Below are 21,675 nucleotides of genomic sequence, written 5' to 3' on the forward strand. Positions count from 1 at the left end.
GCTATATCACACTCGCCTGAAATAATTGCTTTGCATACGGATGTTGTGGATTATTAAACACGTCTTCGGTACGTCCAAACTCAATGCACTTGCCTTCTTTTAACACTATAATTTGCTGACACAAGGCACGGACTACTTTTAAATCATGACTGATAAACACATAGCTGATTTGCAATTTTTCTTGAATCTCACGTAGTAAATTCACTACAGTGACTTGCGTAGTGCTATCAAGCGCAGACGTTGGCTCATCCAATATTAAGAGACTTGGCTGCATAATAAGGGCACGAGCCAGAGCCACCCGTTGACGCTGACCACCTGATAGCTCGTGCGGATAACGCTGCGCAAACTCTAACGGTAAATGCACGGTAGCAAGACTGCTCATTACTGCCTGCTGACGTGCTACTTTAACAACGCCTTGTACTAACAGCCCTTCTTCGACGATTTCCATGACAGTCATACGAGGGTTAATACTGGCAAATGGATCTTGAAAAACCATTTGAATCTGTGAGCGGAAGGTGCGCAAATCACGTTTTGATAACGCCGCAATATCTTGATTATTCACCATTATCTGACCACTGACACGCGCTTGATTGCTAAGTAACTGACTTAACGCAAGCGCTATGGTAGTTTTCCCTGAGCCTGACTCACCAATGATGCCTAATGCCTGACCTTTTTGCAGGTTCATATCGACATCTTTAACAGCCTCAAACCAGCGTTTGGTACCACCAAACAGACTTTTTTCAATTGGAAACTGTACTTGCAAGTTATTTACTTGCAATACAGTTGATTGCTGACTTTGCTCGTTATCAGAGAAGTTGAGCGCTTGTCCAAATTCTTGTTTGATAAGCGAGCGGGTATATTCTGCTTTAGGCTGACTAAATACCGCTGCAGTTCTACCCTGCTCAATCGTTTGCCCTTGGCGCATGACAATTACCTCATCACTGTAGCGCCTGACCAGATTGAGGTCATGGCTAATCAATATCATTGCCATATTATGCTGACGTTTAAGATTGTCTAATAGAGCGAGAATCTCATGTTGCAAGGTCACATCAAGCGCGGTGGTTGGCTCATCAGCGATTAAGATGTCAGGTTGCTGCGCTAATGCCATGGCAATCATCACCCGCTGACGCTGACCACCCGATAACTCATGCGGATAGCGATTTAGCTTATCAGTAGGATCGGTGATATTGACATCATTTAACAAGGTGATACTTTTTTCATGCCATTGATTTTTGGATACTCCGATTAAACGGAGCGATTCTGCAATTTGTTTGGCAACTGTATGCAATGGATTAAGCGCTGTCATTGGCTCTTGGAACACCATGCCGATGCGCTGACCACGTACATCACGTAGAGCTGCATTACGTGTTCTATCGTTGGCTATCGGTAATGTAGTCATACCCAATGTATCTGCTAACTGCACTTTACCAGTAACGGTCAAGCTATCTGGGAGCAAGCCTAATAGCGCGAGACTTGCAATCGATTTACCAGAGCCTGATTCACCAACGATGGCTAGCGTCTGACCTTGCCTGAGCTCATACGTTAGCTTATCGACTAAAACAGTACCCAAAGTAGTTACGATGTTAAGCTTATCCACTGTCAGCATGAGCTTATTTGATATATTGCTATGATTGTCATTTAAAAGACTATTTTGCTCAGTAGCAGTTGTCATATTCTCAGTTGTCATATTAAGAGCGCCTCGGATCAAAGGCATCACGCAGTGCTTCGCCAACGAAGATGAGCAACGATAAAATAAAGGTTAAACTAAAAAATCCCGATAAGGCCAGCCAAGGCGCATCAAGATTGTTTTTCCCTTGTACCATCAGCTCACCCAGCGACGGTGACCCAGGCGGTAAACCATAACCTAAGAAATCTAGCGCTGTTAACGCAATAATATTGGCCGTTAAGATAAATGGCAGCTGTGACAAGCTTGACGCTAGCGCATTGGGCAAGATATGCCTTAGCATGATTTGGCTGTCGGAAGCCCCCAGATTACGCGCCGCACGCACATAATCAAAGTTACGCGCGCGCAAAAACTCTGCCCGTACCAAACCAACCAATCCCATCCAGCCAAACAATAACATCATCGCAAATAGCATAAAAATACTAGGGCTAAATAAGCTGACCAAAATAATAATCATAAACAGCTGCGGCATACCGCCCCAAACCTCCATGAAGCGCTGCCCTGCCAAATCTATCCAACCACCGTAATAGCCTTGTATCGCACCGACGATAATACCAATCACTGCGCCCGCTAGTGTCAATGCCAGACCAAATAATAATGACACTCGCATGCCATACAGTATACGCGCCAGCACATCGCGACCCAAGTCATCCGTACCAAGCCAATTCTGGCTATTGGGTGCCGCTGGATATGGAATACCTAGCTCAACGTTTGGCGTCTGATCAGCAAACGGAATGATCGGCATCACATAATAACCCTGCTCAGTAATCAGCGTCTGTACCGCAGGATCTTTGTAATTGGTCTCGGTCTCAAACACTCCGCCAAAAGTCGTCTCAGGATAGGCTTTTAGTACGGGGAAGTAGTAATCGCCTTGATACTGTACAAGTAGCGGCTTGTCATTGGCAATCACATTGGCTGCCATACAGATGACAAATATCAAGGCAAAAATGAATAGCGATATGACACCAAGACGATTTTGACGAAAGCGATTAAGTCGCGCCTGCCAGATAGGATTTAGGCGACGTTTTTTTTCTATAGCAATAGCAGATGCGCTTGAGTGCATTGAAGGTAATGGATGACTTGACATTAGCGCCCCTCAAAATCGATACGGGGATCAATTAAGTGATAACTTAAATCACTGATTAACTGTAATAACAGTCCGACCAAGGTAAAAATAAACAGCGTGCCAAATATCACGGGATAATCACGCTGCTGAATGGCTTCGAAACCTAACAAGCCCAAACCATCAAGTTTAAAAATAATCTCAATAAGGAAATTACCGGCAAAGAAAATGCCAACGATAGCCGCTGGAATACCGGCGATAATAATCAGCATGGCATTACGAAACACATGTCCATATAGCACTTGACGCTCACCCAAGCCTTTGGCACGAGCAGTAAGCACATATTGCTTGCCGAGCTCTTCTAAAAAGCTAAACTTGGTCAAATAGGTCAAGCCAGCGAAACCACCAACCGTACTTGCTAGCAGCGGTAGCGCCAAATGCCAAAAGTAATCTTTGATTTTACCCAGCACGCTCAATTGATCAAAATTCTCAGAGGTCAAGCCTTGCAGTGGAAAGATATTCCAGTAGCTGCCACCTGCAAAAAACACTAGTAATATAACGGCAAATACGAAAACGGGAATCGCATGGCCGATAGCTAGTAGCATGGCTGTGACTTTATCAATCCCTGAGCCATGATGCATGGCTTTATAGACCCCTAGTGGAATCGCTATCATATAAATCAGCAGCGTGCTCCAAAGCCCAAGCGAGATTGAAACGGGTAGCTTCTCGATAATCAAATCAGTGACCGATTGCCCTTTAAAAAACGACTCCCCAAAATCCAGCTGGGCATAATTTTTTAGCATTAGCCAAAAGCGCTCAGGCGCGGATTTGTCGAAGCCATATTGTGCATTAATCGCCGCCACCATCTCTTCTGATAGGCCGCGCGTGCCTTGATACGTACTATTATTACCTGAACTACCCGCACCAATATTACCGCCCAAGGCATTGTCTTTTGCACCTTGCTCAATCATGGCGAATTGCTGCTCAACAGGACCGCCGGGCGCTGCTTGTACAATGACAAAATTCGCCAGCAATATCAAAAATAGCGTCGGTAATATCAATAACAACCTTTTTAAGATATAACGACCCATAATGGCGGCTTCCTAATAGTAAGAAATATGGCAATAGAAAGAATGCGCAGCTAATAACTATCAAAGCGTCAGTCAAAGCATTGATTAGAATTTAAAAGTTATTTTTAAGCTCACGTAGAGCTGCAAATACAGTCAAAGATTTATCATCATCGGTATTAAACTGAGCCTTTACACCTGCAATCACACTCGGCTCTTGCGTGCGTAAAAATACATTGATCGCACGTTCATGTCCTAAAGTAACGGGGAGCGTCGGAATGCCTTGTGCGGTTTTGTCTTCTGCTTGTGCCAAAGCTTGCTGCATCGCTTCATTAACAGGCTCAATCGACAACCCAAAACGTAGATTGCTAGCAGTATATTCATGTGCAGGATATAACAGCGTCTCAGATGGCAGTCCATTTAGACGCTTAAAGCTGTCATGCAACTGCTCAATCGTTCCTGTAAACACACGTCCGCATCCAGCACTAAATAAGGTATCGCCACAAAAGCAATGCTTAAGGCCATCGATATCTAATATATAAGCCATATGGCTAGCGGTATGACCGGACACATCCCATACCTGCGCAGAGCAGCCCCACGCGCTTACTGTACTACCATCCTTTATGGTCTGATCTTCATCGACATTATGCTCAGTATGCGCAACCAGATGCGTCATCGGATACGATTCTTGTAACTCTGCAACGCCGCCGATATGGTCATGATGATGATGAGTCGTCCAGATAGACGTCAGCTCTAATCCATTTTCCTCTAAATAAGCAACGACTGGTGCCGCTTGACCCGGATCAATAACAATGGCTTGCTTGTTACTCTCATTGATTAATGTCCAAATATAGTTGTCATTGAACGCTTTAATTGGGTGAATACGAATACTCATACTAAATCCTTACCAGTGGTTATCTTTATTGCTAATGTCTATTAAATTCTTTCAAATTACTTTTAATGTCACTGTCACTTACTGTCATTGTCGATTACTGTTTTAAATATTGATTAACGCGTGCTTCTGCTTTTTTATCCGTCCACCAGTAATCAATACCGATGGCATTAGATGGCAGCTTTTCAGTATGACGGTATTGATTCCAATATGCGACATTGGTACTAGACTTACCATATAACGGCACCAAATAGTGACCTGCACGCAGCAGGCGATCGAGCACCTGAGTATAGAGTACAATCTCATCACGGTTTTTAGCATTGGCAAGCAACGCTGTTACTGTATCGATAGCGGTATTTTTTATGCCAGCCGTATTATGATTACCAGGCTCATCAGCCGCCGCACTGCCCCAAAATGCCGCTTGCTCAGCACCAGGCGATAAGCTCTGGGCGAATACATCGACTACCATGTCATAATCAAAACGACGCACACGCTCATAATATTGTGCACCATCCACTTGGCGTAGCGTCACATCAAAGCCTAAACGCTTTAGATTACGAATATAAGGCAACAACACTCGACCCATGGTTTCGCCTGTCATTAAAATTTCAATCTGAGCAAGCTTGCCATCCGGCTGATACAGCTTCATATCTTCATAATAAAATCCAGCATCTAGCAACAGCTGCCGCGCCTTTAACAACCCTTCGCGATTAAAGCCACTACCGTCACTGGTTGGCAGCTGCCACTCCATTAATACTGCTTTGCGCTGCATTGGCTCAAGTTTAGATAATAATGGACTTAGCACCTGCATCTCTGCATCTGTCGGCGTGCCAGTGGCGGCAAGCTCTGAGCCATGAAAAAAGCTTTGCAAACGCTCATACTGCCCATGAAATAAGGTTTTATTCATCCACTCAAAATCATAAGCTGCGGTTAATGCTTGACGGACACGAATATCTTGAAAGATGGGCCGACGCATATTCATGACAAGTGCTTGCATCGGCACTGGATTTTGACTGCTTATTGACTCTTTATTAATAAGACCTGCTTTTACTGCGGGGAAATTATAACCCGTTGCCCAGTTAGACGCTTTGTTCTCTGGGCGAAAACGATACTGACCCGATTTAAAACCTTCAAAAGCAATCTCATCACTTTGATAGTAGACAAACTTAATCATATCAAAATTATAACGACCACGATTGACCATCAAATCACGACCCCAATAATTGGGATCACGCACATAACTGACCGCCCGTCCCGCATCAACGCGCCCTAATTTGTAAGGACCGCTACCCATCAATGGCGTTAGGCTAATTTTTTCAAAATCAGCATCGATAGAGGACTTGGCAAAAATAGGAAATTGACCAACCGTTAATAAAATCTCTTTATTTTTATCAGAGGCAAAAACAAATTTTACTTGCTGTTTATTAATAATCTGAATGTCTTTAATATCCCCCAAATAGCTGCGAATATACATCGGCCCTTTGTTCAGTATCGCGTCGTAAGTGGCTTTTACATCATGACTGGTCACCGGTGATCCATCCCAAAAGCGTGCGGCAGGATTGATATGATAAATAATCCAGCTGGTATCATCAGGGTCATAAGTGACCTTACTTGCCAGCTGCGGATACATGGTAAAAGCTTCATTTAATGAGCCAGTCATCAAGGTATCATATAGATAGTCGGTGCCAGCCATTGCTACCCCCGTGGTCATCCATTTATTAGCCGCATTAAAAGTACCGCGCGCATCAAGCGACAACGTGCCACCGGTGGGCGCATTTGGATTGGCATACGGCATAAATGGGGCGTTGATATATTCAGTAGGACTATTATGACCAAGCGCAGTAGTAGTGATCGGCACCGCGATACTGGCTGGTATCCAGCTCGCCATGGTCACTAATAGGACAGTTTTTAGCATGGTATTTTTTATCATAATAAAGTTATAACAAACCCCTGTGCTAGCCCAATGAATATGATGATAATTGACTGAAGTGCTGCTCTATATGTAAAGCAGTAAGTGCCGCAAAATTTTATCATAACAAACTTAGATTTTTTAACCTAATGGTTTGCAGCGTGAAAGTGACTCTATGACACAATGACACATTATTCACCAATGATAAGCATTAATGCTCATAAAAAAAGACGCAACTCATAAAAGTGCGTCTTTTTTCCAAAAACTGTACTGACTTAAGCGTGCTTCTTTTCAAACGCAATCATAAAGTCGACCAGTTGCTGTACCCAGTCTAGCGACACCGCATTGTAGATGCTAGCACGCATACCGCCAACATCGCGGTGACCTTTTAGATGCAGTAAACCTGCGGCTTCTGACTCTTCTAAAAACACTTTATCAAGACTGCTGTCAGCCAACGTAAACGGGACGTTCATGATAGAACGATACTTAGGGTCGACTGGATTGCTATAAAAGCGACTATCATCAATCGTTTTATAGAGCAAATCCGATTTTTGTTGATTGATTTTTCCGATAGCAGCAACGCCGCCTTGCTCTTCTAACCAATCAAAGACCAGCCCTGCCAAGTACCAAGAGTACGTCGCTGGCGTGTTTGACATAGACTCTTTTTCGGCTTGGTGTTCATAGTTCATGAGTAGCGGGCACCACTCACTTGCCTGCCCTAATAAGTCTTCGCGAATGATGACAATAATTAGCCCAGCTGGACCAATATTCTTTTGCGCACCAGCATAAATCATCCCAAATTTAGATACATCAATCGGTTGTGACAAAATGCAAGATGACATATCAACGATAATAGGCGCATCAACTTTCGGTGGCTCAAATACTTGCAAACCATGAATGGTCTCATTGGCACAGTAGTGGAAATACGCCGCATCTTCGCTCAGGTTCCAGTCACTTTGGTCTGGCACGTCGGTAAAGTTACTGTCTTTGCCTGTTGCCACCAGATTAACTTCACCAAGACCTAAATTAGCATAACGCTGCGCTTCTTTAATGGCTTTTCCTGACCAAGCACCAGTAGTGAGGTAGTCACCGCGTCCACCATTTAACAGATTTAATGGAATGGCTGAAAACTGTAAGCTGGCGCCACCTTGCAAAAACAGCACTTTATAATTGTCTGGAATATCCATCAATGAGCGCAGTTTGGCTTCAGCTTTTTCAGTAATCGCGATGTATTCTTTACTACGATGGCTGATTTCCATCACCGATACGCCGCGTCCTTGCCAGTCTAGCAACTCTTCTTGAGCACGTGATAACACGGCGGTCGGTATAGTAGCAGGGCCTGCTGAAAAATTAGGTACACGGTTAGGAGTGGCTTTGGTAGTCATAATCATTATCCTAAATATGATAAAATCATCGTTGTTAGTTGGGATTTAAAACTTATGGGATTTAAAACTTATGGGATTTAAAACTTATGGGATTTAAAAGTTAACCATTGAAATACTTCTTACATTTTTATTTTATTGGCTAACGACTATGTTGCTTATAAAAAATGATCAAAACTTTCACTATTAATCAGCCGAACCAGAAATCATCTCCCAAAGCGTGCGCTTTAAGCGACTATCAGTAAGCATTTCATCTAACGTTGGTGCAGCAGTCAAATCGGGATGCTCAAGCCCTTCAGGTAACGCAGTCAACGCCAACACCTTTATTTCTTCTTCGCAGCGTCCAATTTTAAAGACATGTCCAGCAAAACTGGCATTGGCAAGCTCAGCCGTATCCATGCCTTCACAGATAGGGAATGATGTTGTCTCACAAGAGATTGATAGCGCTTGTGTGATATTTTGCCACAGTTTTTGGCTGTCATTATTAAGCGCTTGAATATCAGCAATGATTACCCAATCGCCATAACGACCACCTTGTAAGTCGAACGGTGCTACCTTAAGGGTATGGTCATAATGATTGTCATTAGAAAATACCTGCTCATCAAACAGGGCAACGTCTTGTTGAACGACCGTATCTGTCTTAGAACCAACTGCGGTATCAGGGCTGACTGCATCAAAATTATAAGTAACTGGGCTTTGCTGGTTAAAGGTATGCGCGCTTATATCTTGGAGGTCGTCAGTTCCCGCTTCATTATATGGATAAGCAGAGACATTATGGTCAGCACTGCTATCTAATATTTCAACGTTTTCTTCATCTGGATTTACGATGCTGACAACTGGCTGTTCATTATTTGGCTGTGTCTTGACGTTGCTAGAAGTAGAATCAGACTGAGTCATACTGGGCATGACAGTAGATGCTGCAATATCACTGATATTAAGAGTTTCTGAGCTTGGATGCACCCACTGATTGATACCCATCATCGCTAAAATCTGACGCTGCTGTACACGGTGCTGTAATACCAGCTGCGGGTCTTGGATATCACTCATGCGACTCTACTATCCTACTTATCTAAAATGGGTTTACAGGCTTTTACTGTCAAAAACGATGCTAACAATTACTTGATGCATTAACTATAAAATCGTCCAATCTACCTAAAAAAGCTGTTTAACACCAAGCCAGTGCTCTGCTAGTATCGTTAAGCAATCATATTCATCTTGGCTGACTATCGTATCGTGTAACATCACTGTATGCAATGTACTTAGCCATTGACGATAGTTGCTAACTATATATAGATTATCAGTAATGACATCATCAATATGGCTGTTTTGTATAGCGCTATTATACTCTATTTGACCATCACTCTGCTGCCTGTCTTGATAATTATCACCAGCCTCTTCACTGTCTATGCTTGGTGATATAAAAACAGGCACTGCTTCTATCAATGCCAATAATTGCACACTATTTAAATTTTGTGCAGTCAATAGTAGCCATTGTAAATTTGCATTGCTCACTGCTGTTAAATCAATATCAATCAGGCGTGCATGACGGCGCACATATACAACATAATTGGACACATTAAAACTTCTACCACTCAGAGCTGATGCTACCTGACCTTTGACATCTTTTGATAATCGGTAGGCTAGTAGCGTTAATATTGTTTTTTCAGCGTTGCCAAGGCTGTTAAAAACCTGACCTGATGGATCAAGCTGGGCATAAATATCATCTAAACCAGCTCGTAACTCCAGTTGCCATGATTCATTAGCATTTGCTAACTTATGGTTTAAAACACCAGCCAGTATAGGCAGTAGTTGCTGTAAGTGCAGCGCCTGCCATAATGACAAAATTGATGGTGACCGAGAGATTGTATTCTCTGAGCGCATGAATACTGGTTTAGGCTCACCCATGTAAACGTCATCATTGGCTATTTCATCAGCAAAATTTCTGCTTAAATCGACGGTTAACTGACTTTTAAACAGCTCAATGATGCCGTGCTGATAGCGCATCAGCATGGTACGAGATTTTGTTTGCTGTTTATAATATAGATGGCTTTGGTGGCTATGGCTACTTTCACTTTTTAAGCGTAGTTCATTTATTACGCTTTCGGATAAATTATGCTGGGATAGTTGCTTTATAGCAAATATTATCAAAGCACTATCTAACCGCCGATCAATACCAGCAACCATCTCTAGTAACTGCTGGTCTATGGTATGCAACAATATTTTCTGATCACTCATTATATCAATTCGAGGTTTTACATTAGACGTAGAGCTACTATCAGTCGTAGTCACTACCCTATCTTTAGGAATACCACTCCAGATATCTGATAAATCATAAGTGGCAATTGTAGATAATATGCAACCTTGATGGCATAACATCACTGCCTCAATCAAAACTTGCGCACCCCGCGGATGATAACTGTGATTAAGCACATATTGTGGCAATGACACCTTGTTTATAGCAGCAGTACTGATTAATTTTTTTGCCAGCAGGTCGCTATCATGCTTTGCTTGCCATGGCCTTATCAGCTGACGTTTATCGATCGACTTTGCTTTTACTTGTAAACGCCCATCAACTATCACATCCTTCTCTACAGCGAACTCAAGACCTGAGTCCGTGTCTAAATCACTACTTATTTTTGTATCATTGTTCTTATAAATACTAGGTGATGACTGAGATTGAATTATGATTTTTTCTGGCGATTCTGTACTTAGGCTATTATTTCTTCTTTTGAGGCTATTTGCTGTTATTACTCCCCAATCACCCAGCCGGCGCTGCTCATAAACTTCTTGTACTTTCTTCTGATTAATACGTTTTTCTTTGGCAACTTGTATGGCAAAGTCGTGATAAGTATTAGCATTAATGGCGTTCATACGCTCACTCAAACTTGGATGAGTGGCAAACCATGAGACATCACCTAGGTCGGCGCCGCTACTGGCAAAGAAAAAATGACTCAGTCCATTAATATCGGCGATACCTGTCAAGCGCGAACCCAAAGAATCTTGATGAATGGCTTGCAAGGTTTCCATAATTGCTGGCGAGCGTGTGAGCTGTATACTGGTCGCATCGGCTAGCAATTCACGCTCGCGGTTAAAGCTGTGCTTGATTAGTTGAGCACTTGCCATGCTAGAGAAGCTCAACCCATGTATTAGTAATGTCCAGATATTACGCGGTGCTTGTCGATCTATTACAGGTATATTTTGCAACCATTTCGACTGACGCTTGGCGGAGGACTGCTGTTGTTGTGATTGCTGCTGCCAGTAAGTGACCCACTCACTATGAGTGGTAAAACGGGCGGTTTGCGCCTCTGTACTGCGTGCAAAATGATCAACTTGTCTCTGTGATAGAGACTGATGGGAAGTGATATCAGTATCAAGAGAACGATGATTGGAAATTGGATCACTCCAGTCATAGAGTAATTGTAAGCCTGCCAGCACAACCATTAGTTGTAGATTAAACTTGGCATCACCATGTAAGAAATGACCATATTCGTGCCCTATCAGACCATATAGCCCCTCATCAGACAGTTTATCAAGCGCGCCTTGAGTAACTACAAGTGCCATATCTTGACTATGACGACCTGCAACGAATCCATTGATGCCTTGCTCGTTAGGCAACACATATAATATTGGCATACTAAAACCTGAAGCAATCGCTAGCTGCTGGGCAATCTCATAATAGCGACGATAAACAGGCGGGAAATCACGCTCATCACGTACCGCAATTTGGCGTGCACTGAAGCGAACCTTTGGTGCAGGCTCATGCTGATGGGCAATCCCTTGACTATGCTCCCACGCATCTTGGCTGTGGTCGATAAATAGGCGAACCCCGCCCACACGCTGAGCAATAGCGCGACCACCCGCTTCTAAACGTCTGTACTCTAAAAAACTGCCAATGACAAAGCTACCGATTATCCAGACCACAACCAGTATCAACACCCAATGATCAATGCCACCAGTAAATATCGTCAGCAGCAGCGCCATGATACCCAGCGCTACTGCCAGATGTGCAAAGACAATGAGAAAAAATAGCCCATAGAGCAATAGGCTACGCTGAGTACGGGTGCGCTGTTCACCAAAAAAATCCATCTAGTTGCCTGACTTAAAAATAGCTAAACGCATTTAAGCATCCGAACGTAATGAAACATCAGCCCATATTGACGACAGGTGCTTGTGCAATCGCTTTTCGATCTTCAAAGACCAATGGACTAAGAGGACGAAAACCAAAAGTCGTGCTAATCAGATTATTGGGAAATACCTCGCGGTCATTGTTGTAGAACATCACGCTGTCATTATAGTGCTGACGGGCAAAGCCAATGCGGTTCTCAGTATTGGTCAGCTCATCCATTAACTCTTTAATCATGCTGTCTGCTTTTAGCTCAGGGTACGCTTCCACGACAGCTGAGAACTGTCCTAATGCTTTGGACAACATACTCTCAGCCTTGGCAAATAGCGCCATGTGTTCAAGCGAGTCTGGCTGATGCTTGCTAGAATCCTGCAGACTCTGAGCATGGTTGCGCGCACTAATAACGCGTATCAGCGTCTCTTCCTCGTGAGACAAGTAACGTCGTATAGTTTCGACTAGGTTTGGAATCAAATCATGACGACGTTTTAGCTGTACATCTATCTGCGCAAAACCATTTTTTGCTTGATTACGGGCGCGTACCAACTTATTAAATATTGATGTACCAAAAATCATTACCAATACAACCACTACAATGAATGACCAAACAAACACTTTCATCGTCAGACTCCAATACGCTTTGTATTAATCTTATTGTTAATAAAAGTTACTGTATTGTATTTTAACTTATATAGTTTACTAAAAGTTCAAAATAAGACAAAAGACAGGCGAAAAAAAAGCCCTTTATAATGAAGGGCTTATTATCAGGATTCAATATTTGGGCTTATTTATATATTTTATTATCAAATTTTGGGCAAAAAAAAGCGACCCCATCAGCACATCCTCGGCACACATTATAACTATTACCGTTGCTACCTTCCGGTCCTGGCGGGATTCATAGAACAATGTTGCGAGGCTACCAATGGGGCCACCAGCTGCAGATTATACAAGAATTTTTCATTATTACAACCCCAATCGTAAAACTGTTCGCTTTTTATACTACATGCGCCTGTAACTTGAGTGACAAAATTCTCACAGCGATACTTTTAAATTTTGCTATTTTAGCTAAGAAGCTTAAATGCTATAAAAAATGCCAAATAAATAAAATGCATTTTTATGGCTTTCAAATTAACTTCTTCAAACACAATTACGTCATTCAGGAGATTATGATGAAAAACATATTAACTAGTAAAGCTGCTCTCAGCACTGGTACAGCACTTTTATTAACAGCGATGATGGGAAGCGCTCATGCAGCACCAACTGGCTACGACCAACTTACTTTTCAGGCAGAAGTAAAAGAAGAGATTCAAAACGATGAGGTCACTGCCAGCTTATATAAAAAAGCACAGGCAACCGATGCAAAAGCATTAGCAACCACATTAAACACTTCGATTAATAATGCTTTGAAAATCGCTAAACGCTACCCAACTGTCACCGTCAGTACAGGGCAACAGCGTACCTACCCACGCTATGATAAAAGCAATAAAATCGTTGGCTGGACAGGACAGGCAAATATCGATCTAAAAAGTACGGATTTTACCGCAACTAGCCAGCTGATTGCTGATTTACAAGAAACCTTAGTGATGGAAAATCTTAGCTTTGGTGTTTCAGATATCAAAAAGAATGCACTAGAGCAAAAGCTAATGACTGAGGCTTCACGCGCTTTTCAGCAGCAAGCTAAAAATATGACCCGTGCTTGGGATGCACGCGGCTATCGTGTCGTCAATGTCAATCTAAACACTGGCAGCAATTATCCGCGCCCGATGTATAATGCAATGAGTATGAAAGCTGAGAGTGCTGATGCGTCGGTACCAAGCCAAAACTTTGAATCTGGTAACAGCACCATCTCAGTCACTGCCAATGGTACGATTGAGTTGACTAAATAAAATACAGTCAAAGTTATATGAAAAGATGAGTATGAATAAAGGCAATCGCTGATATCAGTGATTGCCTTTATTTTTTAGATAACATTATTCATCATAGGCTACTTTATAGCTGGTTGCTCAAGAGTCATAGGTGTGTCTACTTGTGGTTTATTAAAGGTTTGCATATTAGGCTGTTTGCCATCTTGACGCAGTTTTAACAACACCTTTTGATGCCAAGGCAAGCGCTGATAAGCCAAAAGCTGCTCAGCAATTTTTTTATTATTTTGCAATGTCTGCGTATTTTGAATCACATAAATAGTTCGTGATATCTGCTTTAACGTCTGCCCTTTCGCGTTTTTAATCACAGCATGAATAACATGAGAGCCCGGTAGGATATCAACCGTAGAAATCGAAGCGCTTAAACCTTGAGCTACCTCATTACCATCAAGCATAATACTCACACTATCGCCTGTTTGTAATGCAGGTTTGATTTGTAGAGTAACCACGATACTTTGCGCCGGACGACGATAGGCGCGCTCTTCGCTAGGCTCAATCATCGTTAATTGATAACTGACGCGTGGTGCTTGAGTTGCGCTTGAAGCACTTGCCATCGCTGGCGGTATTGCATTGCTAGTGACCATTGGCTTAGCAGGTGCAATAGGATTACTATCTACTGCGGTGCTGTTATTAGTAGCATTATTGGACGTAGAGCGAGTGTCCGTTATAACAGAAGTTTCACTAATTTTCTTGCCCGGTTTATTTTCGTAGTTCTGCGGGCGATCGGTAAAGGTGACTTGACCCGTTTTTTCATCAATGACTTTATAAATAGCAGCGGCATTTGCAACAGGCATCCAAAGACTAGCCGTGCTAACTATAAAACCCGTCAGCAGGCTTAAAGTCACACTTTTATTCAAAAGATTACTTTTTGATAATAGAGTCATAGTCAGTCAGCCTAATAGATACTTATTATTAATATACAGATGAAACTATTATGCGTTACTTTTCATATTAAAGCAGTATCGTCTGCACAGAAATTTTGTCAGCTCAGTCAACACAAATATTCAAGAGCAAAAAAAACCAGCTAAGATCTACTTAACTGGTTTTTTATTGAGCTTTTAAATTTTTAACGACAAATTAGCAGCTGTAATATAAGTCAAATTCTACTGGATGTACAGTAATGTTGACGCGCTGTGCTTCTTCTTGTTTTAGAGCAATATAAGCCTCTAACATCTCTTTGGTAAATACATCGCCTTTTAATAAGAACTCATGATCATCTTTTAGTGCTTGTAGCGCCACTTCTAAGTTTTCAGCGACCGTTGGAATCAATGCTTCTTCTTCTGGTGGCAAATCATATAAGTTTTTATCAGCCGCTTCACCTGGATGCATTTTGTTTTGAATACCGTCAATACCAGCCATCAACAACGCCGCAAACGCTAGGTATGGGTTGGCTGCTGGATCAGGGAAACGTGCTTCAACACGCACTGCTTTTGGGCTACTAACGTGCGGAATACGGATAGACGCTGAACGGTTAGATGCTGAGTACGCAAGCTTGATAGGCGCTTCATAATGTGGCACAAGGCGCTTATAGCTGTTGGTCGATGGATTGGTAATCGCATTAAGTGCACGAGCGTGTTTAATGATACCACCGACAAAATACAATGCCGTTTCAGACAAGCCCGCATATTCATCACCAGAGAAAGTATTGACACCATCTTTTGAGATTGAGATATGGACGTGCATACCAGAGCCATTGTCACCAACGATAGGCTTTGGCATAAAGGTTGCGGTTTTTCCAAACTGATGAGCAACATTATGTACGGCATATTTGAGTTTTTGCACTTCATCTGCTTTGCGTACTAGAGTGTTAAAAGCAACGCCAATCTCTAACTGACAAGGCGCAACTTCATGGTGATGGACTTCGATACAACCTTCACCAATCATATCTTCAATGCGATCGCACATGACGGTACGCATATCTTGTGCGCTATCAACCGGTGGCACTGGTACATAACCGCCTTTGACACGTGGGCGATGACCCATGTTACCCCACTCGTAGTCTTTATTAGTTGACCAAGCGGCTTCTTCAGCGACGATTTCATGACTGACACCAGACATGCCCACAGACCATTTTACTTCATCAAAAACAAAGAATTCAGGCTCAGGACCAAAATAGGCAGTGTCACCAATACCGGTAGATTTTAAATACTCTTCAGCACGGCGCGCAATAGAACGTGGATCACGGTCATAACCTTGTAGGGTTGATGGCTCAATGATGTCACAAGTCACAACAACCGTAACCGCATCAAAGAATGGGTCAATAAACGCCGTATCAGGATCAGGACGCAATATCATGTCTGATGCTTCAATCCCTTTCCAACCAGCAATCGATGAGCCATCAAACATTTTGCCATCTTCCATCGATTCTTCATCAACGCTATGAGCTGGAAAGCTCATATGATGCTCTTTACCGCGGGTATCAGTGAAGCGGAAATCAACCCATTTAGCGTTGGATGATTTGATCAGATCAAGTAGTTTATTTGACATAGATAGTTTCCCTAGTGATTATCATGGTACTGAAATTATGGTAATGGCTTTGTATTACTAAACAGTGCTGAGGTTGAAGATAACGGTTTTTACTCGTTATTCATACTAACAGCCAGTATCTGTCTTTATTATTAATGACACATTTTTATCAATCAGACAAATGCAATTGCTATATTAGCAATATCTCGCTAATAATGTTGCACTCTTCAGACGCCGATTGATAAATAGTTTGTGCTGCAAGGCAATACAAGATACTTGTATGCTAGGGAGATGCAACAGCCATGCCAACCTAGCTAGTTTCATTACTCTATATCATCAAATTTTTAGTTTATTACTAATAAATACAGTCGGTTAAATAAAGTACAGACTAATTTTCCAGAAAAAATATTGACTCACATTTGCTTCTAACAATGAATATCAACGATTCAATATCATAATATTAGCATCATAATAGTGCATAGATAAGAATATATTTAGTGCACGTGCACCATAGTGGAACATTTACAAATATTTTTTGAAAATATACTTTTTTTAGCAGCGGTAATGGTGCCAAGTTGCCGTTCCATTAACGATTAAACATACTTTTATCTATCGACATTCAATCTATAGAATCATCACATTTGATAGACGACAAAATAATGTTAATATAATGATGCCATAAAATCTTTAACATTAAGTGACATAGCAAACTGCCATACAAATTTATTAATCAATGCCAACAGTAAACATCTCAATAAGTTGAAGCCCTCATGATTCTGATGATCGATAACTACGACAGCTTTACATATAATATTGTACAGTACTTCGGTGAATTGCAGCAGGACATCACCGTCTGTCGTAATGATGAGATTAGCATTGAGCAAATAAAAGCGCTTGCGCCTGACATCATCGTTATCGGTCCTGGACCTTGCACCCCTGATAGCGCCGGCATCTCACTTGAATTGATTGATACTTTTAAACACATGATACCAATACTGGGTATCTGCTTGGGTCACCAAGCTATTGGACAGGCGTTTGGCGGTAACATAGTCAAAGCAAGCGAAGTGATGCACGGACGCTTATCCGCTATTTACCATAATGGAGAGGGTGTGTTTATGGATTTACCCAATCCTGCACAGTTTACCCGCTATCATTCACTGGTCATTGATAAATCAAGCTTACCAGAAGGCTTTGAGGTCACTGCTTGGACACAACATATCGATGGCAGTATAGAAGAAATCATGGGTATTCGTCACCGTGACTTTGCCATTGAAGGGGTACAGTTTCATCCTGAATCCATTTTAAGCGAGGCTGGCTATCAGCTGCTTAATAACTTTTTACGAGCGCATCATTTGGCTGTTATAGACACCGATAATTTGCCACAGGTGGGCTAAGGCTAGCCGCTAGAAATTATCTAAAAATTTAAAATAATAATAAGTGAGAATATGATGACCACTGCTCCTTTGCAGAACGTACTTTCAAACGTAACCCGTACGCCAGAAGATATCCATCAGTTGTCAGATGACAGTATCCATGAGCTACTAACCACCGCATTAGGTAGGATTTTTCAACACATTGATCTGACCTTTGATGAGATGTATCAAGTGATGCTAATCATCATGCAAGGCAGATGTAGTGATGCCATGATGGGTGCTATTTTGACCGGTCTGCGTATGAAAGGCGAATCAATCGATGAGATTACCGCCTCAGCAAGTGCTATGCGTGCACTAGCGTCAAATATCGCCCCAAAAGACTGTGACTATATGGTCGATATCGTTGGTACAGGTGGTGATGGTGCCAACTTATTTAATGTCTCTACAGCGGCAGCGTTGGTAGCAGCAGCAGCAGGTGCACAAGTTGCCAAACATGGTAACCGCGGTGTTTCAAGCAAATCTGGTAGTTCGGACTTGCTTGAGCAAGCTGGTATCAGTCTATCGCTGACACCTGAGCAAGCTCAAGCCTGTATCGAAGACCAAGGTATTGGCTTTTTATTTGCGCCAAACCACCATAGCGCCATGCGTTATGCCAATCCAGTACGCCGTGAGCTAAAATCTAGAACGATTTTTAATATTTTAGGTCCACTCACCAACCCTGCTGGTACGCCCAATTTGGTGATTGGCGTTTTTACCGCGCAATTATGTGAACCTTTAGCAAAGGTCATGAAAAATCTAGGCGCGCGCCACGTGATGGTCGTCGGTGCAAAAGATGGTTTGGATGAAATAAGTCTCGCAACCTCGACCACGGTGGCTGAATTAAAAGATGGTGAAATTTCTGTCTATGATATGATGCCAGAGGATGCAGGTATTGATTCACAAACCTTGATTGGGCTTGATGTTGACTCACCAGCGCAAAGCCTTGAGCTAATACGTGCCGCTTTGTCAGGTACAGAGACACATGAACGATCAGTGCTTAAAGCGCGCGATATGATTGCGTTAAATGCAGGCGCAGCGATATATACTGCAGGACTTGCAAGCAACTATCCAAACGGTGTGAGCCGAGCACAAAAAATTATCCAAAATGGCGAGGCTTTAGTGAAGCTTGAGTCTTTGGCACAATATACGCAGCAATTAGCAGCCAATGCTTAACTTATAAGTACATAAACCTAGCCATCATAGACTATTTATCTTTAACCATATTTGGATACCGCCATGACTACTAACAAAACAGTTGGCTCACATATTCCTTCAGTATTACAGCGTATCGTTGCTACCAAACACGATGAAGTTGCTGCTGCTCGTAATCTGTTATCACTTGAGGACTTACAAGTAAAAGTCGCGGCAGATAAACAACCTCGTCGCGATTTTGCCAGTGCCCTGCGCGTCGCTGATATCGGTATTATTGCTGAGATAAAAAAAGCCTCACCTTCTAAAGGTATTATCAATCACAACTTTGCGCCGGCTTTATTTGCTAAGCAGTATGAACAATCAGGCGCAAGCTGTCTGTCTGTATTAACAGATCGCGATTACTTCCAAGGTGATGATAGCTACTTGGTCCAAGCACGTGAAGCTTGTGATCTGCCGATATTACGTAAAGACTTTATGATTGATGTCTATCAGATTTATCAGTCATATTTACTTGGTGCAGATTGTATATTACTGATTATGGCGTGCCTTGATGACGTACAGGCGAAAGAGCTACATGCGCTTAGCATCGAGCTTGGTATGGATGTGTTGATAGAAGTGCATACGGCAGAAGAGCTTGAACGTGCCCTACAACTGCCACATTCAGAGCACAATATCTACGGTATCAATAACCGTGACTTAAACACCTTTGATGTGGATTTGCAGACGACACTTGATTTAAAGAACGCCCTATTACGCGAGCTTGCCATTGATGATGCGCTTTCTGCAAATCCCAATGATAGCTTGCTACGACCGCTCATCGTAACCGAAAGTGGCATTCACAGCAGTAACGATATCCGCATGATGCTAAGCCATAATATTCAGCACTTTTTAATCGGGGAACAATTTATGAAAACCGATCATCCTGGACAAGCATTACAATCCTTACTTGCGAGCGTCGCAGCACAGGCGTAAAGTAAGTGAGATAGTTTAGATAAAGCCAATATGAAAATAATCATTATCTTTATTACTTACTCAATTAATCATTTATTCACTAACCAACGATACATTAATTATTATGTCAAACTCTCTATTTTCAAAAGAAATGCAAGACCAACTTAAAGAGCTTAAAGGTCAATTGAGTAAAGGTCGTGATACCGTGTCACCTGATGGCGACGACGGTAAGCCCACTGAGCCTGTCTCGCTATTGACTCAAAAGCAAGTTAAAAAAACCGTCAAACAGATGGATAGCGAACATATTGATGATGATAAAGTCTTGTTCATGCAAGCAATGAATGGTGTCAATCAACTCGACGATAAAAACGTACGTTCACCTGCCAATGCAGCAAAAGCCAAAAAGCCTGATGCAGCGACACTGTCTAAACGTGCAGCCGCTCAAGGTGGCGAAGCAAGCGACTTGGGCGCTGGTTTATCAGATATGCAGGCTTTATTGAACCCTGTTGCTGGTGAAGCCTACTTATCTTATAAAAACCCTACCTTACAAAACAAAATTTTTACCCAGCTCAAACAAGGTAAATTACGTTGGTATGATGCTGTAGATATTCATGGCTGCACTATTGAAGAAGCACGTGTAGCAATGACTCAATTACTCAGCCAAGCAAAGCAAAACAATGAAACATCGGTAAAAATCGTCCATGGTAAAGGTAGTGAGGCGATTCTAAAAACTTGCGTCAACGGTTGGTTACGTCAATTACCAGAAGTGTTGGCATTTTGCTCAGCCCCGCCAAAAGATGGTGGCAATGGCGCTGTATTGGTATTATTAAAAAAGAATAAACCTGATAGCGAATAAGCTCTTTGGTTTAGGAACAAAAAAGGACTGCAAATAAGCAGTCTTTTTTTATAGCTGTATTTAACCTATATTCAGTAGGTAAATTTAATTATTTAGGACAAGTCTCTCATGGACGTACAAAATACTGAGATAATAAAAACCGTTAAAAGTCTTAAAAACATCGAAACCGTTAAAACAATTGAAAATAATAAACACCTAAAACTTCACATCGAGGCACTTATTGCTATTGAACCAAAATTTGCTTCTATTTATGAGCAAGTAGGTGCTCCAGACTTAAGACGTAATACTGGCGGCTTTGAGCAGCTAATGAGAGCGATAGTTGGTCAACAGCTATCTGTAGCGGCGGCTTCCAGCATTTGGAAAAAACTGCTTGATGCTAACCTCACCTCACCGCAAACGATTATTCAGGTAGAAGAGGATATATTGCGAACACAAGGGTTATCTAAGCAAAAAATTCGTTATACGCGCTCATTGGTTGAGCATGATATCGACTTTGAAGCATTAACCACCATAAGTGATAAAGAAGTACTTGAGATACTCACTGCCGTCGTTGGTATTGGCTGTTGGACGGCTGAAATGTACTTATTATTCTCTTTAGGACGAGCTGATGTACTCGCGGTCGATGACTTGGCGATTAAAGTCGCAGCGATGGATTTGCTAGGTCTAGCAGAACGTCCAACACCAAAACAATTAAAAATGGCGACCAAAGATTGGTCGCCACATCGGAGTGCTGCTAGTTTACTACTATGGTCACATTACGGCTGGCTAAATAATAGAAAAGCAGTGCCTTTATAATAGG

At 42.1% G+C, this 21,675-nt stretch carries 17 protein-coding genes and 1 other RNA gene; 6 read left to right on the plus strand and 12 right to left on the minus strand.

Annotated elements, in window-relative coordinates:
* Nucleotide 1: 1 nt before the first annotated feature.
* The 10 genes from JMX89_RS08250 to ffs all read right to left on the minus strand — a co-directional run bounded on the left by JMX89_RS08250 (nucleotide 2) and on the right by ffs (nucleotide 13,042).
* Entirely contained in the window at nucleotides 2-1,687 is a 1,686-nt protein-coding gene (locus tag JMX89_RS08250; RefSeq protein WP_201551347.1) for an ABC transporter ATP-binding protein, read from the minus strand.
* Nucleotide 1,688: 1 nt separating this feature from the next.
* Entirely contained in the window at nucleotides 1,689-2,747 is a 1,059-nt protein-coding gene (locus JMX89_RS08255; protein ID WP_201551362.1) for an ABC transporter permease, read from the minus strand.
* Between the two features lie 23 nt (nucleotides 2,748-2,770).
* Entirely contained in the window at nucleotides 2,771-3,838 is a 1,068-nt protein-coding gene (gene yejB / locus JMX89_RS08260) for a microcin C ABC transporter permease YejB (RefSeq protein WP_181209899.1), read from the minus strand.
* Nucleotides 3,839-3,929: 91 nt separating this feature from the next.
* Nucleotides 3,930-4,709: a hydroxyacylglutathione hydrolase gene (gene gloB, locus JMX89_RS08265; RefSeq protein WP_201532183.1), complete on the minus strand. Its 780-nt coding sequence runs from the start codon at nucleotides 4,707-4,709 to the stop codon at nucleotides 3,930-3,932.
* A 94-nt stretch (nucleotides 4,710-4,803) separates the two neighbouring features.
* Nucleotides 4,804-6,636, minus strand: a complete 1,833-nt coding sequence (locus JMX89_RS08270) for an extracellular solute-binding protein (RefSeq protein WP_201532182.1) — start codon at nucleotides 6,634-6,636, stop codon at nucleotides 4,804-4,806.
* 254 nt (nucleotides 6,637-6,890) lie between these two features.
* A complete protein-coding gene (serC, locus tag JMX89_RS08275; protein ID WP_201532181.1) occupies nucleotides 6,891-8,000 on the minus strand; it encodes a 3-phosphoserine/phosphohydroxythreonine transaminase in 1,110 nt (369 codons plus the stop codon).
* A 183-nt stretch (nucleotides 8,001-8,183) separates the two neighbouring features.
* Nucleotides 8,184-9,044, minus strand: coding sequence for a hypothetical protein (locus tag JMX89_RS08280; RefSeq protein ID WP_201532180.1), 861 nt, complete (start codon nucleotides 9,042-9,044; stop codon nucleotides 8,184-8,186).
* A gap of 105 nt (nucleotides 9,045-9,149) precedes the next feature.
* Nucleotides 9,150-12,083, minus strand: coding sequence for a M48 family metalloprotease (locus tag JMX89_RS08285; RefSeq protein ID WP_201532179.1), 2,934 nt, complete (start codon nucleotides 12,081-12,083; stop codon nucleotides 9,150-9,152).
* 58 nt (nucleotides 12,084-12,141) lie between these two features.
* Entirely contained in the window at nucleotides 12,142-12,738 is a 597-nt protein-coding gene (locus tag JMX89_RS08290; RefSeq protein WP_201532178.1) for a LemA family protein, read from the minus strand.
* Nucleotides 12,739-12,945: 207 nt separating this feature from the next.
* Nucleotides 12,946-13,042, minus strand: an RNA gene (ffs, locus tag JMX89_RS08295) — signal recognition particle sRNA small type.
* A gap of 244 nt (nucleotides 13,043-13,286) precedes the next feature.
* On the opposite strand from ffs, the gene JMX89_RS08300 reads away from it, so the two are divergent.
* Nucleotides 13,287-14,003, plus strand: a complete 717-nt coding sequence (locus tag JMX89_RS08300; RefSeq protein WP_201532177.1) for an SIMPL domain-containing protein — start codon at nucleotides 13,287-13,289, stop codon at nucleotides 14,001-14,003.
* A 98-nt stretch (nucleotides 14,004-14,101) separates the two neighbouring features.
* Here JMX89_RS08300 and JMX89_RS08305 read toward each other — a convergent pair whose 3' ends face one another.
* Nucleotides 14,102-14,923: a DUF4124 domain-containing protein gene (locus JMX89_RS08305; protein WP_201532176.1), complete on the minus strand. Its 822-nt coding sequence runs from the start codon at nucleotides 14,921-14,923 to the stop codon at nucleotides 14,102-14,104.
* Between the two features lie 193 nt (nucleotides 14,924-15,116).
* Nucleotides 15,117-16,526: a type I glutamate--ammonia ligase gene (gene glnA / locus JMX89_RS08310; protein WP_011513771.1), complete on the minus strand. Its 1,410-nt coding sequence runs from the start codon at nucleotides 16,524-16,526 to the stop codon at nucleotides 15,117-15,119.
* A 749-nt stretch (nucleotides 16,527-17,275) separates the two neighbouring features.
* Here glnA and JMX89_RS08315 point away from each other — a divergent pair.
* The 5 genes from JMX89_RS08315 (at nucleotide 17,276) to JMX89_RS08335 (ending at nucleotide 21,671) form a co-directional block, all read left to right on the plus strand.
* Nucleotides 17,276-17,899: an anthranilate synthase component II gene (locus JMX89_RS08315; protein ID WP_201532175.1), complete on the plus strand. Its 624-nt coding sequence runs from the start codon at nucleotides 17,276-17,278 to the stop codon at nucleotides 17,897-17,899.
* A 51-nt stretch (nucleotides 17,900-17,950) separates the two neighbouring features.
* The gene (trpD, locus tag JMX89_RS08320; protein WP_011513773.1) at nucleotides 17,951-19,090 is read left to right on the plus strand and encodes an anthranilate phosphoribosyltransferase; all 1,140 of its coding nucleotides are present in this window, start codon (nucleotides 17,951-17,953) and stop codon (nucleotides 19,088-19,090) included.
* 63 nt (nucleotides 19,091-19,153) lie between these two features.
* A complete protein-coding gene (gene trpC, locus JMX89_RS08325) occupies nucleotides 19,154-20,041 on the plus strand; it encodes an indole-3-glycerol phosphate synthase TrpC (protein WP_201551349.1) in 888 nt (295 codons plus the stop codon).
* Between the two features lie 103 nt (nucleotides 20,042-20,144).
* Nucleotides 20,145-20,876: a Smr/MutS family protein gene (locus JMX89_RS08330; RefSeq protein ID WP_011513775.1), complete on the plus strand. Its 732-nt coding sequence runs from the start codon at nucleotides 20,145-20,147 to the stop codon at nucleotides 20,874-20,876.
* Between the two features lie 108 nt (nucleotides 20,877-20,984).
* Nucleotides 20,985-21,671 (plus strand): DNA-3-methyladenine glycosylase family protein, encoded by a 687-nt coding sequence (locus JMX89_RS08335; RefSeq protein WP_201551351.1) that lies wholly within the window; start codon nucleotides 20,985-20,987, stop codon nucleotides 21,669-21,671.
* The last annotated feature ends 4 nt before the right edge of the window (nucleotides 21,672-21,675 follow it).

It is taken from the genome of Psychrobacter sp. DD43 (assembly GCF_904846555.1).
Taxonomy (GTDB): domain Bacteria; phylum Pseudomonadota; class Gammaproteobacteria; order Pseudomonadales; family Moraxellaceae; genus Psychrobacter; species Psychrobacter cryohalolentis.

Excerpts from the sequence above, each read along its gene's own strand:
- trpC (WP_201551349.1), top strand. The coding sequence starts at position 19,154 with ATGACTACTAACAAAACAGTTGGCTCACATATTCCTTCAGTATTACAG.
- JMX89_RS08250 (WP_201551347.1), bottom strand. The coding sequence starts at position 1,687 with ATGACAACTGAGAATATGACAACTGCTACTGAGCAAAATAGTCTTTTA.
- JMX89_RS08335 (WP_201551351.1), top strand. The coding sequence starts at position 20,985 with ATGGACGTACAAAATACTGAGATAATAAAAACCGTTAAAAGTCTTAAA.
- trpD (WP_011513773.1), top strand. The coding sequence starts at position 17,951 with ATGATGACCACTGCTCCTTTGCAGAACGTACTTTCAAACGTAACCCGT.
- gloB (WP_201532183.1), bottom strand. The coding sequence starts at position 4,709 with ATGAGTATTCGTATTCACCCAATTAAAGCGTTCAATGACAACTATATT.
- JMX89_RS08285 (WP_201532179.1), bottom strand. The coding sequence starts at position 12,083 with ATGGATTTTTTTGGTGAACAGCGCACCCGTACTCAGCGTAGCCTATTG.
- yejB (WP_181209899.1), bottom strand. The coding sequence starts at position 3,838 with ATGGGTCGTTATATCTTAAAAAGGTTGTTATTGATATTACCGACGCTA.
- JMX89_RS08315 (WP_201532175.1), top strand. The coding sequence starts at position 17,276 with ATGATTCTGATGATCGATAACTACGACAGCTTTACATATAATATTGTA.
- JMX89_RS08280 (WP_201532180.1), bottom strand. The coding sequence starts at position 9,044 with ATGAGTGATATCCAAGACCCGCAGCTGGTATTACAGCACCGTGTACAG.
- JMX89_RS08290 (WP_201532178.1), bottom strand. The coding sequence starts at position 12,738 with ATGAAAGTGTTTGTTTGGTCATTCATTGTAGTGGTTGTATTGGTAATG.
- JMX89_RS08330 (WP_011513775.1), top strand. The coding sequence starts at position 20,145 with ATGTCAAACTCTCTATTTTCAAAAGAAATGCAAGACCAACTTAAAGAG.
- JMX89_RS08270 (WP_201532182.1), bottom strand. The coding sequence starts at position 6,636 with ATGATAAAAAATACCATGCTAAAAACTGTCCTATTAGTGACCATGGCG.
- JMX89_RS08305 (WP_201532176.1), bottom strand. The coding sequence starts at position 14,923 with ATGACTCTATTATCAAAAAGTAATCTTTTGAATAAAAGTGTGACTTTA.
- glnA (WP_011513771.1), bottom strand. The coding sequence starts at position 16,526 with ATGTCAAATAAACTACTTGATCTGATCAAATCATCCAACGCTAAATGG.
- serC (WP_201532181.1), bottom strand. The coding sequence starts at position 8,000 with ATGACTACCAAAGCCACTCCTAACCGTGTACCTAATTTTTCAGCAGGC.
- JMX89_RS08300 (WP_201532177.1), top strand. The coding sequence starts at position 13,287 with ATGAAAAACATATTAACTAGTAAAGCTGCTCTCAGCACTGGTACAGCA.
- JMX89_RS08255 (WP_201551362.1), bottom strand. The coding sequence starts at position 2,747 with ATGCACTCAAGCGCATCTGCTATTGCTATAGAAAAAAAACGTCGCCTA.